The sequence below is a fragment of the Aeromonas lusitana genome (genome assembly GCF_002812985.1).
In the GTDB taxonomy this organism is placed as follows: domain Bacteria; phylum Pseudomonadota; class Gammaproteobacteria; order Enterobacterales; family Aeromonadaceae; genus Aeromonas; species Aeromonas lusitana.
Window position 1 is genome coordinate 16,367 of sequence record NZ_PGCP01000011.1, and the last position, 15,221, is coordinate 31,587.

General features: G+C 60.2%; 15 protein-coding genes. 7 read left to right on the forward strand and 8 right to left on the reverse strand.

The window, feature by feature from the left end:
* Positions 1–46 precede the first annotated feature (46 nt).
* On the forward strand, positions 47–730 hold the full coding sequence (locus tag CUC44_RS07945) for a response regulator (protein ID WP_100859434.1): 684 nt from the start codon (positions 47–49) through the stop codon (positions 728–730).
* 86 nt (positions 731–816) lie between these two features.
* On the opposite strand, the gene CUC44_RS07950 is transcribed toward CUC44_RS07945, so the two are convergent.
* Positions 817–1,944 (reverse strand): multidrug effflux MFS transporter, encoded by a 1,128-nt coding sequence (locus tag CUC44_RS07950; protein ID WP_100859435.1) that lies wholly within the window; start codon positions 1,942–1,944, stop codon positions 817–819.
* 91 nt (positions 1,945–2,035) lie between these two features.
* Here CUC44_RS07950 and CUC44_RS07955 point away from each other — a divergent pair, with 91 nt between their 5' ends.
* Positions 2,036–2,824, forward strand: coding sequence for an AraC family transcriptional regulator (locus tag CUC44_RS07955; protein ID WP_100859436.1), 789 nt, complete (start codon positions 2,036–2,038; stop codon positions 2,822–2,824).
* Here the strand turns inward: CUC44_RS07955 and CUC44_RS07960 are convergent.
* Positions 2,790–3,023 (reverse strand): hypothetical protein, encoded by a 234-nt coding sequence (locus CUC44_RS07960; protein ID WP_100859437.1) that lies wholly within the window; start codon positions 3,021–3,023, stop codon positions 2,790–2,792. The two genes, CUC44_RS07955 and CUC44_RS07960, sit on opposite strands and share 35 nt — an antisense overlap.
* Positions 3,024–3,304: 281 nt before the next feature.
* On the opposite strand from CUC44_RS07960, the gene CUC44_RS07965 reads away from it, so the two are divergent.
* Positions 3,305–4,558, forward strand: coding sequence for a valine--pyruvate transaminase (locus tag CUC44_RS07965; RefSeq protein WP_100859438.1), 1,254 nt, complete (start codon positions 3,305–3,307; stop codon positions 4,556–4,558).
* Positions 4,559–4,611: 53 nt separating this feature from the next.
* Here the strand turns inward: CUC44_RS07965 and CUC44_RS07970 are convergent, their stop codons facing one another.
* Entirely contained in the window at positions 4,612–5,052 is a 441-nt protein-coding gene (locus CUC44_RS07970) for an Hsp20 family protein (RefSeq protein ID WP_100859439.1), read from the reverse strand.
* An 83-nt stretch (positions 5,053–5,135) separates the two neighbouring features.
* Positions 5,136–5,549 (reverse strand): Hsp20 family protein, encoded by a 414-nt coding sequence (locus CUC44_RS07975; protein ID WP_100859440.1) that lies wholly within the window; start codon positions 5,547–5,549, stop codon positions 5,136–5,138.
* A 269-nt stretch (positions 5,550–5,818) separates the two neighbouring features.
* On the opposite strand from CUC44_RS07975, the gene CUC44_RS07980 reads away from it, so the two are divergent.
* From CUC44_RS07980 to CUC44_RS07995, 4 genes are all read left to right on the forward strand, one after another.
* The gene (locus CUC44_RS07980) at positions 5,819–6,589 is read left to right on the forward strand and encodes an MBL fold metallo-hydrolase (RefSeq protein WP_100859441.1); all 771 of its coding nucleotides are present in this window, start codon (positions 5,819–5,821) and stop codon (positions 6,587–6,589) included.
* Positions 6,590–6,676: 87 nt separating this feature from the next.
* Positions 6,677–7,639: a GlxA family transcriptional regulator gene (locus CUC44_RS07985; RefSeq protein ID WP_100859442.1), complete on the forward strand. Its 963-nt coding sequence runs from the start codon at positions 6,677–6,679 to the stop codon at positions 7,637–7,639.
* A 59-nt stretch (positions 7,640–7,698) separates the two neighbouring features.
* Entirely contained in the window at positions 7,699–8,403 is a 705-nt protein-coding gene (locus CUC44_RS07990; RefSeq protein WP_100859443.1) for a helix-turn-helix transcriptional regulator, read from the forward strand.
* A 65-nt stretch (positions 8,404–8,468) separates the two neighbouring features.
* A complete protein-coding gene (locus CUC44_RS07995) occupies positions 8,469–8,846 on the forward strand; it encodes a VOC family protein (protein WP_100859444.1) in 378 nt (125 codons plus the stop codon).
* A gap of 116 nt (positions 8,847–8,962) precedes the next feature.
* Here the strand turns inward: CUC44_RS07995 and gyrB are convergent, their stop codons facing one another.
* The 4 genes from gyrB to dnaA all read right to left on the reverse strand — a co-directional run bounded on the left by gyrB (position 8,963) and on the right by dnaA (position 15,040).
* Positions 8,963–11,380, reverse strand: a complete 2,418-nt coding sequence (gyrB, locus tag CUC44_RS08000; RefSeq protein WP_100859445.1) for a DNA topoisomerase (ATP-hydrolyzing) subunit B — start codon at positions 11,378–11,380, stop codon at positions 8,963–8,965.
* Entirely contained in the window at positions 11,377–12,480 is a 1,104-nt protein-coding gene (gene recF, locus CUC44_RS08005; protein WP_100859446.1) for a DNA replication/repair protein RecF, read from the reverse strand. The genes gyrB and recF overlap by 4 nt, the downstream gene beginning before the upstream one ends.
* A 2-nt stretch (positions 12,481–12,482) precedes the next feature.
* Entirely contained in the window at positions 12,483–13,586 is a 1,104-nt protein-coding gene (dnaN, locus tag CUC44_RS08010; RefSeq protein ID WP_100859447.1) for a DNA polymerase III subunit beta, read from the reverse strand.
* Between the two features lie 83 nt (positions 13,587–13,669).
* A complete protein-coding gene (dnaA, locus tag CUC44_RS08015; protein WP_100859448.1) occupies positions 13,670–15,040 on the reverse strand; it encodes a chromosomal replication initiator protein DnaA in 1,371 nt (456 codons plus the stop codon).
* Between the last annotated feature and the right edge of the window lie 181 nt (positions 15,041–15,221).

Below are 15,221 nucleotides of genomic sequence, written 5' to 3' on the forward strand. Positions count from 1 at the left end.
AGCCTGCCTGCCCATCCCCTTCACGACATCGGCGGCTGGAGGCTAGATGGCTCATATATTGGTGATTGACGATGAGGCGGCCATCCGCCGCTTCCTGCGCATCAGCCTGGTGGCCGAGGGGCATCAGGTCAGCGAGGCGGTCGGCGTCAACGAGGGCCTGGCCCAGTATCGTCACCTCAATCCCGATCTGGTGATCCTGGATCTGGGACTGCCCGACGGAGACGGCATCCAGGTGCTGCAGATGATCCGTGAGCATCATCAGAATCCAGTGCTGGTGCTGTCGGCCCGCGACTCGGAACAGGAGAAGGTGCGACTGCTGGATGCGGGGGCCAACGACTACATGAGCAAGCCGTTCGGCATCGGAGAGATGATGGCGCGGATCCGCGTGCTGCTGCGGCAGCGGGCCGGGGCCAGCAGCGGTGAACACCGCCACTTCCCACAGTGCGGCCTGAGTCTGGATACCAGCAGCCACAAGGTGAGCCTGCACGGTGAAGAAGTTCCCCTGTCACGCAAGGAGTTCGCCCTGCTGCAGGCGCTGGTCTGCCATCCCGGCAAGCTGGTGATGCAGACCCAGTTGCTCAACGATATCTGGGGGCCGAGCCACAAGGAAGACACCCACTACCTGCGCATCGTCATCGCCAGCCTGCGCAAGAAGCTGGGTGACAACCCCCAGCAACCCAGCCTGATAGAGACCGAGTCAGGCATCGGCTACCGCTTTATCGGCAGCTGATTTTCAACAAGAGGCTGGGCGGCTTATCATCTCCAGCAACCCAGCCTGGTCCTGCATTGGCGACCGGTTTATCGGCAGCCGATGTTTCACGTGGAACGACGCCAACCGCACAGCACGGCCAGCAAGCCACAGCCACCGAGCAAGAGTCCCAGATCCTGCAGGCTGGCTGCCAGGGCCAACCCCAGACTCAGCAACAGGTAGTAAGCCAGCCCGAACAGGGCGCCGGCACTGCCCGCCACGTCCCGATAGGCCAACAGGGCCTGGCTCAGCACATTCGGTATCGCCACCCCAAAGGCCACCACAACTCCCATCATGGGCAGCAGGAACCAGAGGGAGGCCTGGCTGGCCCACACCAGCACACCGCAGCCCAGCGCCAGACCCGTGGCCAAACGGATAAGGGATGAGGGCTGCCAGCTCCTCCCCAGCAATCCCTTGTTCAGCAAGCTGCCGGCAAGGGTCGCCAGCGCCAACCCCAGGCCGGAGTAGCCAAACTCGCTTACAGTCAAACCGAGTGAAGCAAACAGGAAGGGAGCCAGGCTGTAGTAGCCAAACAGCATGGAGTTGAACAAGGCGACCAGCAAGGCGCTGCGCCATAGCCCGGCATCCCGCACCATACGACACGCCAGCGGCAACAGGGGAGCCTGGGTCGTGCCGACCGGGCGAGTCTCGGGTAACCGCCAGCAGACGATCAGTCCCAATCCCGTGGCCAACACCAACAGAGCGCCAAACACGCCTAGGTAGCCAAACCAGCCGACCAGCAGGCTGCCGCTCATCAGGCCCAATACAGGGCTGACCGACAGGGCCACCCCCATCACGGAGAAGACGCGCGCCAGCTCCCTGCTCTGATAGCTGTCGCGCAGCATGGTCTGGGTCACCACGGATCCCACGGCGGCGCCAAAGGCCGAGACGATGCGCGCCAGCAGCAGGGTCTCAAATTGACTCGCCAACAGAGCCACCAGAGAACCCAGCGCATAGGTCAGCAGACCGGCCAGCATGGCCGGGCGCCGCCCGATGAGATCGCACAATCGGCCCCAGCAGACCACGCCCAGGGCGAACGCCAGAAAATAGACCGACAGGGTCTGGGACGCCATCCCCTCACTCACCCGGAACGCCGTGGCGATACCGGTCAGTGCCGGGCTATAGATGGTCTCCACTATCTGGGGAAACATCATCAATCCCACCACCAGCCAGAGCGGTGGCAACTTGTTGTTCATCACAAACCTCCTCAATCAAGGCGGTCAGTCTAGTGAGAAACAGCATGTCTTATTATAATATGCAGGACTATAAACATCAAAAATCGGACATATGGCTTTCATCCTTCCCGATCACCCGTTCAACCCGGACCGGCTGACCGGCGCCGTCATCGGCATCGCCTCCGATCTCGGCTGGCACGACTCAGGCCTGCACCAGCATGGCCGTCATCAGCTGCTGTTCGCTCAGGCGGGCTGCATGAGCATAGAGCTGGAGAACAAGATCTGTCTGTTGCCACCGAGCCGGGCAGCCTGGCTACCCGCAGGCATGCCCCACAGGGTATTGATGCGCGGCGTGGTGGCCTACCGCTCCCTCTACTTCGCGCCACAGCAGGAGCTGCCGACTGACCTTCAGGTGATCGCGGTCAATTCCCTGCTGCGGGAGCTGATAGAGAGGATGGCGTTCTGGCCATGGGACAAGCCTGAAGTGGAGCAGAGCAGCATGATGGCACTTTTCATGGAGGAGCTGGCGCAGGCACAGCAAGAGTCCTGGCAGCTGCCGCTGCCGGCTGATCCCAGGCTGGCCGCCTGGTTACAGGAGATGAAACAAGACGGCACCCTGCCCGTTCGACTCAACCGGCTGACCGAGCGGGTGGGTGCCAGTGACAAGACCATTGGCCGTATCTTCATGCGCGATACCGGCATGACCTATCAGGCCTGGCGCCAGCAGTGGCGATTGCTGCGCGCCCTTGAGCTGTTGGCCGAGGCCACGCCCCTTAGCCAGGTGGCAGGGCAACTGGAGTTTTCCAGCGACAGCGCCTTCATCAGCTTCTTCAAGCAGCACACGGGGCAAACGCCCCTGCGCTACCTCAGCTCTCGGGGTGGGTCGCATTTGCCGAGCTGACCTCCACCACCTGCGTGTCCAGCGCCAATGGCTTTAGATTATCCAGCGCATCCAGCACCACGGCATGGGAAGCCGCCTGTTGCTGAGCCACTAATTCTTGCTCCAGTTGGCGGGTATCCAGCTCGGGTCTGGGGTTCTCATTGGCCGTGGCATTCAGGCTCAAGGTGCTCAGCATCAGGGCGGCGATCAGGGTTTTCATCTGGCATTCTCCGGTAGGGTTGAGATGACCAGAGAGTTATTCCAATACTCGTGCCAAATTTATAACATTATGATTTTGTTTAATTTAATATTTTTATGATGCGCAGCCAGATGCATACGTCACTTCACCAGGTTGTTTTTAAACCAACAGTTGGTTGTTTTTACCACACCTGATTTGCATAGGCTGTTCCACGTGGAACGTCCGGTTATTTTGATCGACACCCACTTTTAAACTGAGCTATGGTGCTACATCCCCGTAACTCAATCTGGATCCGCCACCGAATGGAATTTTCCTTGTTCGGCGAGAAGTTCACTCGCCACGCCGGCATTACTCAACTCATGGATGACCTCAATCAGGGGCTGCTCAATCCAGACGCCATCATGCTGGGAGGCGGCAACCCGGCACCCATTCCCGCCATGCTGGAGCGTTTCCAGGCCGAGGCCAAGACCCTGCTCGACAACGGCGAGCTAGTGAAAGCCATGGCCAACTATGATGGCCCGCAAGGCAAGGACAGGTTCACCAAGGCGCTGGCCACTCTGCTCAGCAAGGAGCTTGGCTGGGAGATCAGTGCCAAGAATATCGCCCTGACCAACGGCAGCCAGAACGCCTTTTTCTATCTGTTCAACCTGCTGGCGGGTGAGTTCGCCGATGGTCGCAAGAAGAAGGTGCTGTTCCCCCTAGCCCCGGAATACATAGGCTATGCCGACTCGGCACTGGCCGACGATCAGTTCGTGGCCTACAAACCCACCATAGAGAAGCTGGCGGATGGTCAGTTCAAATACCATGTGGATTTCGAACGTCTGCAGGTGGGTGATGATATAGGGGTGATCTGTGTCTCTCGTCCTACCAACCCGACCGGCAACGTGCTGACTGACGAGGAGATCGAGCATCTGGATCAGATTGCCCGCGACAAGGGCATTCCCCTGCTCATCGACAACGCCTACGGGGTGCCCTTCCCCGGCATCATCTTCAGTGAAGCCAGGCCGTTCTGGAACGCCAATACTATCCTCTGCATGAGCCTCTCCAAGCTGGGGTTGCCGGGCACCCGCTGCGGCATCGTCATCGCCGACGAGAAGATCATCCAGGCCATCACCAACCTGAGCGGCATCATCAACCTGGCACCGGGCAGCCTGGGCCCTGCGATCACCATTCCCATGATAGAGAGCGGCGAGATCATCAGCCTGAGCGAGCAGGTGGTGAAGCCCTTCTACCGGCAAAAAGCCGAGCTGGCGGTCAAGCTGCTGCGTGAGGCGATCCCGGATCCCCGCTTCCATATCCACAAGCCGGAAGGTGCCCTCTTCCTCTGGCTCTGGTTCGAAGACTTGCCGATCCACTGCCAGGAACTCTATGAGCGATTGAAGGCCAAGAACCTGCTGATCGTGCCAGGTCACTACTTCTTCCCCGGCATAGATGACCCGGAGTGGCGCCACAGCCAGGAGTGCATCCGCCTCAACTACTCCCAGAGCGAGGAGCTGGTGCGTCGTGGTGTCGCCATACTGGCGGAGGAGATCAACCGTCTCTACGGCGACAGTTGATCATGCTGGAATGAAAAAAGGCCTGCAATCGCAGGCCTTTTCGTATGGGGGACTTAGTTTGGCAGCACCAGCGGCTCGGCTTGACCGATGGGGATGGCGCGCGGCTTGAGCGCCTCGGGCAGCTCGCGGGCCAGATCGATGATCAGCAGACCGTGCTCCAGTCGGGCGTCTCGCACCTCGACGTGCTGGCTCAGCTTGAAGGCGAGCTCGAAGTCACGCTCGGCGATCCCCTGATGGAGGAACTGGCGCTCACCGTTGGCTGTCCCCTTGCGGCCCTTCACCTTGAGGGTACCGTTTTCGGTCTCCAGCTCCAGCTCTTCACGCTCGAAGCCAGCCACCGCCAGGGTGATGCGGTAGCCATCTTGCTCCCGCTTTTCGATGTTGTAAGGGGGATAGGCCGCTGTCTTGTGCTCAAACAGGCCTTCCAGCTCACGGGCCATCCGCTCGAAGCCGACGGCATTGGAATAGAGATGAGAAAAATCGAGGTTACGCATAATCCTATCCTTCTAATAAGCAACAGGTTGTACTCTTCTCAGGCCCATCATCGGCACCCGGGAAGCTTGGTCAGAATCAGGGGTTAGCCGTTGATTTCAATCTTGCGCGGCTTCATCGCTTCAGGCACTTCACGCACTAGATCGACGTGCAGCAGACCATTTTTCAGATCGGCGCCCTTCACCCGCACATAGTCGGCCAACTGGAAGCGACGCTCGAAGCCTCGCTCGGCTATGCCTTGATACAGATAGTTGCGATCCGCGTCGGCCTGCTTGCTCCCCTTCACCGTTAGCAGGTTTTCCTGGAAGCTCAGCTCGAGCTCTTCCTGGGTAAAGCCCGCCACCGCCATGCTGATGCGGTAGTCGTTGTCGCCCAGCTGTTCGATGTTATAGGGGGGATAGCCGGCATTGCCGTTGCTGGCAGCGGACTCGATGAGATTGGCCAGACGATCGAAACCGATGGCAGAACGATAGAGCGGGGAGAAGTCGATAGAACGCATAGTATTACCCTCTTTTGAGCGATAACAGATTGTTTGCCCTCCATTTGGACGGGCGCCTGGTCGAAACCTCTATTGAGCGTTCCGGCCTTGTTACCTATATAGGGGTCAGCTTTTTCCTTTCAAGGGCGATTTTTAAAAAATTTTTCCTCCCTCATTCTCGAGATGCAATTTGGCCCGATGACGATGATTATCGGCCCGTGGGCCACTCATGGCCTACCTCGCTCGGCGCCATACTGGTTGCACACACACCACACCAGACCGAGGACGCCATGAAAATCACCCAGGTTCGCAACGCCACCCTGCTCCTTCACTACGCCGGGATCCGCTTCCTGATCGACCCCATGCTGGCACCCAAGGGAGCCTATCCCGGCTTCGAGGGCATGGCCAACAGCCACCTGCGCAACCCTTTGGTCGAGTTGCCGCTGCCCATGGCGACCCTGCTCGCGGTGGACGCCGTGATAGTGACCCATGACCATCTGGACCACTGGGATCCCGTGGCGCAGCAACTGGTCCCCAAGCACCTCCCCCTGTTCGTGCAGCATCAGCTGGACGCCGATACCCTCCGTGCGAGCGGCTTTCAGGATGTGCGCCTGCTGGGGGAATCGGGGGAATTTGCCGGCATACGATTGCAGCAGACGGAAGGTCAGCACGGCAGTGACAAGATCATGGCCGTGCTGGGAGAGCGGCTCGGCGAGGTCTGCGGCGTGGTCTTCTCCCATCCCACAGAGAAGACCCTCTACCTGGCCGGCGATACTGTCTGGAACGAGCAGGTGGCCCAGAGCCTGAGACGCCACACCCCAGAGGTGGTCGTACTCAACTGTGGTGATGCCCATATTCCCGGGCTCGGCCCCATCATCATGAACAAGGAAGACGTGCTGGCCGTGTATCAGGCCGCCCCCCAAGCCACCCTGATCGCCAGCCATCTGGAAGCCGTCAACCATGCCCTGCTGTCGCGGCGCGAGCTGCGGGACTATCTCGGTGAACAAGGCATGCAGCAGCGGGTACTGGTGCCGGAGGACGGCGAGACCCTGGTGCTGTGAGCAAATGGGCCATGGCGCCACATGGCCCTTCGTCTTTTCACGACCAGCGACTATCATCCTTGTGCAACGAGCAGAGGAAGCCACCATATGCCTAGTCCGATAGTCGCCGTCGTGACCTTCGATCAGTTCAGCCCCTTCCATTGTGCCGTGCCCTGCCTCATCTTCGGCGACATGATGATGCCGGGGCGGCCCCTGTTCGAACTCAGGCTCTGCGCCGGCGATGCCATCCCCCAACCCGCCTCCTCACAAGGCTTCCATATCCACCCTCCCCATGGGCTAGAAGCCCTGGCCGAGGCGAACATAATCATCATCCCCTTCTGGCGGGATCCGGCGGAGCGTCCGGCCCAGCCCTTGCTCGATGCTTTGGTGACCGCCCATGACAGAGGCGCCCAGGTGGTGGGGCTCTGCCTAGGCACCTATGTGCTGGCCTACGCCGGCTTGCTGGAGGGGCGCAGGGCTTCCACCCACTGGGAATACGAGCAGGACTTCATGCAGCGCTTTCCCTGCGTGCGGCTCGATACCAATGCCCTCTACGTCGACGATGAGCGGCTTATCACCTCGGCAGGCACGGCGGCCGGGCTGGATTGCTGCCTATACCTGGTGCGCCAGCACCACGGCAGCCAGACAGCCAACAAGCTGGCAAGGCGGCTGGTGGTGCCACCCCATCGAGAAGGAGGTCAGGCCCAGTTCATCGAGCAACCTGTGCCCGCCTCCACTCGGGATGCCAGGATGAATCAGCTGCTGGATCATCTGCGTGCCCATCTGGCACAGCCCCACAACCTGGACAATCTGGCGGAGCACTGCCTGATGAGTCGGCGTACCTTCACCCGCCGCTTCCAGCAGGCGACCGGCCTCTCCGTCGGCGACTGGCTGCTGGCCGAGCGGCTCAGGCGCAGCCAGGAGTTGCTGGAGTCCAGCTCTCACTCCATGGAACGCATCGCCAAGCTGGTGGGGTTGAAGACGGCTACCAGCCTGCGCCAGCACTTTCGCACCCGCTTCGGGGTATCCCCGAGCGAGTGGCGCCGCACCTTTCGCGGCGACAGGGTATAGCGCAGCCCTCGCCGTCATCCGTCCAACGAAGCGCATCACAGACCCCAAGGAGCCATTTCATGTCCCGTTCCGAACGCCTGCTCGCCCTGCTCCAGCTGCTGCGTGGGCATCGCTACGCCATCACGGGCACGGCTCTCGCACAGGAGCTCGGCATCAGCCTGCGTACCCTCTATCGGGATATTGCTACCCTGCAAGCCCAGGGAGCACAGATTGAGGGGGAAGCCGGCATCGGCTATGTGCTGAGACCCGGTTTCACGCTGCCACCACTGATGTTCAGCGAGGAGGAACTGGACGCCCTGGTGCTGGGTTCCCGCTGGGTGGCCGAGCACGCCGACCATACCCTCAGTGCCGGGGCCAGGAGTGCGCTGGCCAAGATAGAAGCCGTGCTGCCCGCCGAGTATCGCCAGCAACTCCAGGCCAATGCCCTACTCATCGGCTCCTACCGTACCAGCCAGAGCACGGATGAGACGCGGCTGCGCGGCGCCATCCGTCAGCAGCGCAAGGTAACTCTCAGCTATCGCGATCTGAAGGAGTCACGCTCGGAGCGCACCGTCTGGCCCTTTGCCCTCGGCTACTTCGACAAGGTGAGGGTACTGATGGCCTGGTGCGAGTTGCGCCAGGACTTTCGCCACTTCCGGGTCGATCGCATCGACCATCTGCAACTGGAGGAGAGTCCCTACCCCAGGAGCCCGGCCCTGCTGCTCAAAGAGTGGCGGGCCAGCCAGCAGATCCCGCAGCCGGGATTCATTGCTGACAGAAACTGACACCCTGGTTGGCCATGCTGACTGGGTCGGCGCAGTGCGCCATCCCCCAGAGCAAGGAGTGTCACATGCATATCCCCCAATTCAGCATCCTCTATGTCGCCAACCCGGTACGCAGCGCCCTCTTCTACCGCGAGCTGTTCCAGCGCGCCCCGGTGGAAGAGTGCCCCAGCTTCGCCATGTTCGTGTTCGACTCGGGCGCCAGACTGGCACTCTGGGCCAGAGAGCAGGTCAAGCCGGTTGTCAGCCAGGAGGCCGGCGCCATGGAGCTGGCCTTCCCCCTGCCCGATGATGCCAGCGTCGATGCCAGCTTTGCCAAGTGGCAGGCCGACTGCCTGACCATAGCGCAGCACCCCATCCGGATGGAGTTCGGCTACACCTGCGTGGCACTGGATCCCGACGGCCATCGCCTGCGTCTCTACTGCCCGGCCCCCGAACTGACCTGAGGATAAGGGTATCTGCGGAGGCGGTGTTTCACGTGGAACGTGACTCTTGTGCCCAACCCTGAAAACAAAAAGCCGGTCACAAGGGGACCGGCTTTTTCATCTTTGGCTGATACGTCTTAGACGTCGAGGTTTGCCACCCGCAGGGCGTTGGTCTCGATAAAGTCACGACGCGGCTCGACCGCATCACCCATCAGGGTGGAGAACAGCTGGTCGGCACCGACCGCATCGTCGATGGTGACGCGCAGCATGCGACGGGCTTCCGGATCCATGGTGGTTTCCCACAGCTGTTCCGGGTTCATCTCACCCAGCCCTTTATAGCGCTGGATGTAGATGCCGCGCTTGCCTTCGCCCATCAGCCATTCGACCGCTTCGACGAAGTTGGTGACCGGCTTGACCTTCTCACCGCGCTTGATGAAACCGCCATCCTCGATCAGGTTCGCGATCTCCTTGCCCAGAGAAACCAGCTGGCGGTATTCACCGGACTGCAGGAAGTCGTAGCTCAAGGGATATTCGCGGTCTACCCCGTGCTGGCGCACCACGGCATGGGGCACGAACAGGCTGCGCTCCTCGTCACGGCGTACCTGCATCTGGTACTGAACTCCCTGATTGCTCTCGTTGAGCACGGCTTCCATGGCCTGACACCAGGCCAGTAGATCGCTCTCGCTGGTCAACAGTGCCTCGGTCAGCTCGGGCTGATAGATCAGCTGGGTCAGGACGGCATCCGGTGCACGGCGAGACATGCGGGAGATCAGGTGAGACACGGCGCGATGCTGGTTGACCAGACGCTCCAGGGCCTCGCCACCGATGGCCGGGGCAGACTCGTTGACGTGCAGGGTTGCACCATCCAGCGCCATGGCGGTCTGGTACTGCAGCAGCGCATCTTCGTCTTTCAGATACTGCTCCTGCTTGCCCTTCTTGACCTTGTACAGCGGCGGCTGGGCGATGAAGACATAGCCACGCTCGATGATTTCAGGCATCTGGCGATAGAAGAAGGTCAGCAGCAGGGTCCGGATGTGCGCACCATCGACGTCCGCATCGGTCATGATGATGATGTTGTGATAGCGCAGCTTGTCCGGGTTGTACTCATCGCGACCGATACCACAGCCCAGGGCGGTGATCAGGGTGCCCACCTCTTGCGAGGAGATCATCTTGTCGAAGCGCGCCTTCTCCACGTTCAGGATCTTGCCCTTGAGCGGCAGAATAGCCTGATTCTTGCGGTTGCGACCCTGCTTGGCGGAGCCGCCAGCAGAGTCCCCTTCCACTATGTAGAGTTCGGACAGGGCCGGGTCTTTCTCCTGGCAGTCCGCCAGCTTGCCGGGCAGGCCGGCGATGTCCAGCGCACCCTTGCGGCGAGTCATCTCGCGCGCCTTGCGGGCGGCTTCACGGGCACGGGCCGCATCGATGATCTTGTTGACCACGATTTTGGCGTCACCCGGGTTTTCCAGCAGGAACTCGCCGAGCTTCTCACCCATCGCCTGTTCGACGGCGGTCTTCACCTCGGAAGAGACCAGCTTGTCCTTGGTCTGGGAGGAGAACTTGGGATCAGGCACCTTGACCGAGATGACGGCGATCAGGCCTTCACGGACGTCGTCACCGCTGGCGGCAGACATCTTGGCCTTCTTGCTGTAGTCCTCTCTGTCCATATAGGTGTTGAGAGTACGGGTCAGCGCGGTACGGAAGCCCACCAGGTGAGTACCACCATCCCGCTGCGGGATGTTGTTGGTGAAGCAGTAAACCCCTTCCTGATAGGCGTCGTTCCACTGCATGGCGACTTCGACACCGATGCCGTCCTGCTCTGTGGTGAAGTGGAACACCTTCTGGTGGATCGGGGTCTTGTTCTGGTTCAGGTATTCGACGAAGGCCTTGATACCGCCCTCGTAGCAGAAATGCACCTCGCGGCCATCGCGCTCGTCTTGCAGCAGGATGGAGACACCTGAGTTGAGGAAGGAGAGCTCACGCAGGCGCTTGGCCAGGATCTCGTAGTGGAACAGGGTGTCGCTGAAGATGGTCGAGCTCGGCCAGAAGCGCACCTCGGTACCAGTACCGGAGGAGCTGTCGCCGATCTGCTTGAGCGGAGCCTGCGGCTCACCCAGGTGATAGGTCTGCTCGTAGACATGGCCGTTGCGACGAATGGTCAGCAGCAGCTTGTCGGACAGGGCGTTAACCACAGAGACGCCCACGCCGTGCAGGCCGCCGGACACCTTGTAGGAGTTGTCATCGAACTTACCGCCGGCGTGCAGCACAGTCATGATGACTTCGGCGGCAGAGCGGCCCTCTTCCGGGTGGATGTCCACCGGAATGCCACGACCGTTGTCGCGCACCGAGACGGAACCGTCCGAGTGGATCTTGACCTGGATCTCGGAGCAGTAGCCAGCCAGAGCCTCATCGATGGAGTTATCGACGACTTCGAACACCATGTGGTGCAGACCCGAGCCATCGTCCGTATCGCCGATATACATCCCCGGGCGCTTGCGGACCGCATCCAGGCCCTTCAGCACCTTGATATTCGAGGAGTCGTAAGTATTTTCACTCATAGCTTACTCTCTGCCTTCTCTAATGTTTCGGAGATCTTGCCTTGTTCCACGTGGAACAGCTTGCAGTCACTCGCATCCATCATGTCTGCGAGCTGACCGGTATCGATGGCGGTGATAAACACCTGGGACGCGCACTGCTTCAGCCTTGTGGCCAGCAGGCGACGCTTGTCGACATCCAGTTCAGAGGCAAAATCATCAATTAAAAAAATACAGCCACGGCTGCTATGTTGATTCAAATAGAGCCCTTGGGCCAGTCGCATGGCGCAGACCAGCAACTTCAGCTGACCCCGGGACAAAATATCCTGAGCGGGCACACCGTTCGCCTTGAGTCGCACATCGGCCTTCTGCGGACCTACCCCTGTGTAACCCAGCGAGCGATCCCGCTCGAACCCCGCCTCCAGCAAGTCGCCGAGGGGAGTCTCTTTCTCCCAGCCCCGATAAAAACCGAGGCTGATGTCGAATTCCGGCAGAAAATCTGCCGTCATTTCCTTGATCAGAGGCGTAATTTCCTGACAATAATTGGCGCGAAACGCTGCCAACTCACCACCTAACCGCACCAACTCCTGATCCCAGAATGCCAACTGGCGATACTGACTGCTTTGACGCAGCAGGGCGTTACGTTGTTTCAACAGCCGCCTTACTCGCCCCCACAGGGAGAAGAAGGTCGGCTCCTGATGAAAGACGCCCCAATCGAGCCAGGCCCGGCGCGCCTGGGGCCCGCCGGTCAGCAGGTTGAAGCCATCGGGATGGATCAGCTGCACCGGCAGCAGCTCGGCCAGCTCGGCCAGCCGCTGGGCCTGAGCCCCGGCTATCTTGAGCTGGGTCTCGCCACTCTTGTCCTTGGCGAGCCCGATGGGCACCTGGCGCCCCTCCAGCTCGCACTGGGCAAACAGGGTGAACGCCCGCTCGCCCTGGCGGATGACCCGCCCGGTCAGGTGAGTACGAAAAGAACGACCGAGACCGAGGTAGTGAATGGCTTCCAGCACGCTGGTCTTGCCGCTGCCATTGCACCCGACCAGGATGTTGAGGCCGGGGGACAGCGCGAGACTGGCTTGCTGGATGTTGCGAAAGTCGCTGAGCTGGAGCTTGACCAGGGACACGACTAGATCCGCATCGGCATCACCACGTACTGGGCATCTTGGCTGTCAAAATCCTCAATAATGGCGCTGCTGATGGAATCGCTCAGGCAGATCCGGATTTGGTCACATTTTAACGTATTCAACACGTCCAGCACATAGGAGACGTTGAAGCCGATCTCCATCTCGCCAGCCTCGTATTGTACGTCAAGCAGCTCTTCCGCTTCTTCCTGTTCCGGGTTGTTGGCGGTGATGCGCAGCAAATGTTGCTGCAAATTGAGACGCACCCCACGGAATTTTTCGTTGGAGAGGATGGCGGCGCGGGCGAAGGCCTGGCGCAGATCCTCGCGACCGGCGATCAGCGCCTTGTCGCTGCCCCGCGGGATGACGCGGCGCCAGTCCGGGAAGCGGCCATCCACCAGCTTGGAGGTGAAGATGAAGCCATCCAGGGCGGCACGCAGGTTGCTGCGACCGATCTGCAGCCGTACCGGCTTGTCTTCCGCCTCGAGCAGGCGTACCAGCTCCAGCACCCCTTTACGGGGCAGGATGACTTGATGATCGGGCAGAGATTCCTGCACCACCTCGCGGCGGCAGGTGGCCAGACGGTGACCGTCGGTCGCCACGGTACGCAGGCCGTGGCCCTCGCTCTCGAACAGCATGCCGTTCAGGTAGTAGCGCACGTCCTGGCTGGCCATGGAGAACTGGGTCGCATCGATGAGTTTTTTAAGCTCCAGCTGACTGATGTCGAACTCGAGCACGGATTCCCAGTCCTCGATGTTCGGGTATTCGGTCGCCGGCAGGGTCGACAGGTTGAAGCGGGAGCGGCCGGAACGGATGATCAGCCGCTCGCCTTCGGTGTTGAGGCGAATGTCCGCCCCTTCCGGCAGGCCACGGCAGATATCCAGCAGCTTGCGAGCCGGCACTGTGGTGCGGCCATCCTGACTGTCGCTGTTGAGATAGACCTGACCGATCATCTCCACCTCGAGGTCGGTCCCGGTCAGCGACAACAGACCGTTGCTGACATCGAGCAGGACGTTGCCGAGGATCGGCAGGGTCGGCCGGCCACCCAGGGCACCGGACACCAGTTGCAGAGGACGTAACAGGGCCTCACGGCTAATTTCGAGCTGCATCTGTGCTCTCCGTTGTGATTAGGAGGAAAAGGTTCGGATCAGGTTGGAATATTCACACTGCATCTGTCCACTTGGTTCCGTTATCAGGAAGAAAGGGTACGGATCAGGTTGGAATAGTCTTCCTTGATGTCGTGACTCTCTTCCTTCAGCTGCTCGATCTTGCGGCAAGCATGAAGAACGGTAGTGTGGTCACGGCCACCAAAGGCATCCCCGATTTCCGGCAAACTGTGGTTCGTCAGCTCCTTGGCCAGGGCCATCGCCAATTGGCGAGGTCGGGCAACTGAGCGTGAGCGGCGTTTGGACAGCAGATCCGCCAGCTTGATCTTGTAATACTCCGCCACCGTCTTCTGGATGTTGTCGATGGTGACCAGCTTCTCCTGCAACGCCAGCAAGTCGCGCAATGCCTCGCGCACGAAGTCGATGTTGATGGCACGGCCGGTGAAGTTGGCATTGGCGATCACCCGGTTGAGGGCCCCTTCCAGTTCACGGACGTTGGATCTCAGTCGCTTGGCGATGAAGAAGGCCACTTCATCCGGCAGGTGGATCTGGTTCTCGTCCGCCTTGCGCATCAGGATCGCGACCCGTGTCTCCAGCTCGGGCGGTTCGATCGCCACGGTCAGGCCCCAGCCGAAGCGGGACTTGAGGCGATCCTCCACCCCGTTGATCTCCTTCGGATAGCGATCCGAGGTCAGGATGATCTGCTGGTTACCCTCAAGCAAGGCGTTGAAGGTATGGAAGAACTCCTCTTGGGAGCGCTCCTTGTTGGCGAAGAACTGGATGTCATCGATGAGCAGGGCATCGACGCTACGGTAATAACGCTTGAACTCTTCAATGGCATTATTCTGCAGCGCCTTCACCATGTCCTGAACGAAACGCTCGGAGTGCATGTAGATGACTTTGGCGTCTTTCTTGCGATCCTTGATGGCATTGCCGACGGCATGCAGCAGGTGGGTTTTACCCAGACCTGTGCCACCGTAGAGGAACAGCGGGTTGTAGGCGCCACCCGGATTGTCTGCCACCTGACGGGCCGCCGCACGAGCCAACTGGTTGGACTTACCTTCGACGAAATTCTCGAAGGTATAGTTCACGTTGGTGTTGCTCTTGTGGTTCGGCTCGGGCTTGGTTTCCGTCTTGCTTTCCCAGCTCTTGTGAGAGTTATTCACAGGCTCGGCACCGCGCGCCGGCGCTCTGGCGACCGCGACGGGATGGGGACGATTACCGATGTCAAAACGCAGGGTGGGAGCATCCGCTCCACACAGCTCGTTGATGATGCCATTGACCCGGAGCAGGTACTTGTCGCGTACCCAGTCCAGGACGAAGCGATTCGGTGCATACAGGGTCAGAGTATTGTCACTCAACTCCGCTTGAAGCGGCCGGATCCACATGCTGAATTCTGCCGAGGGCAACTCATCTTGCAGCCGGTTAAGGCACTGCTGCCATAGCGAAGCAGTCACTCTAGACTCCCGTCAATTGATTAAGTAAAGACCGGCTATTCTACGTTTTTAGCGGCTGGATCTCCAGTTGCCGCCACCCGGATCCAGCAAATAAGATCCTTGACTTTCAAGGATCCAGCGCCCCAGGATCTGATTTCATCCCCAAAGTTACCCACAGCCATCGGCGGGCAATGTGGACAGA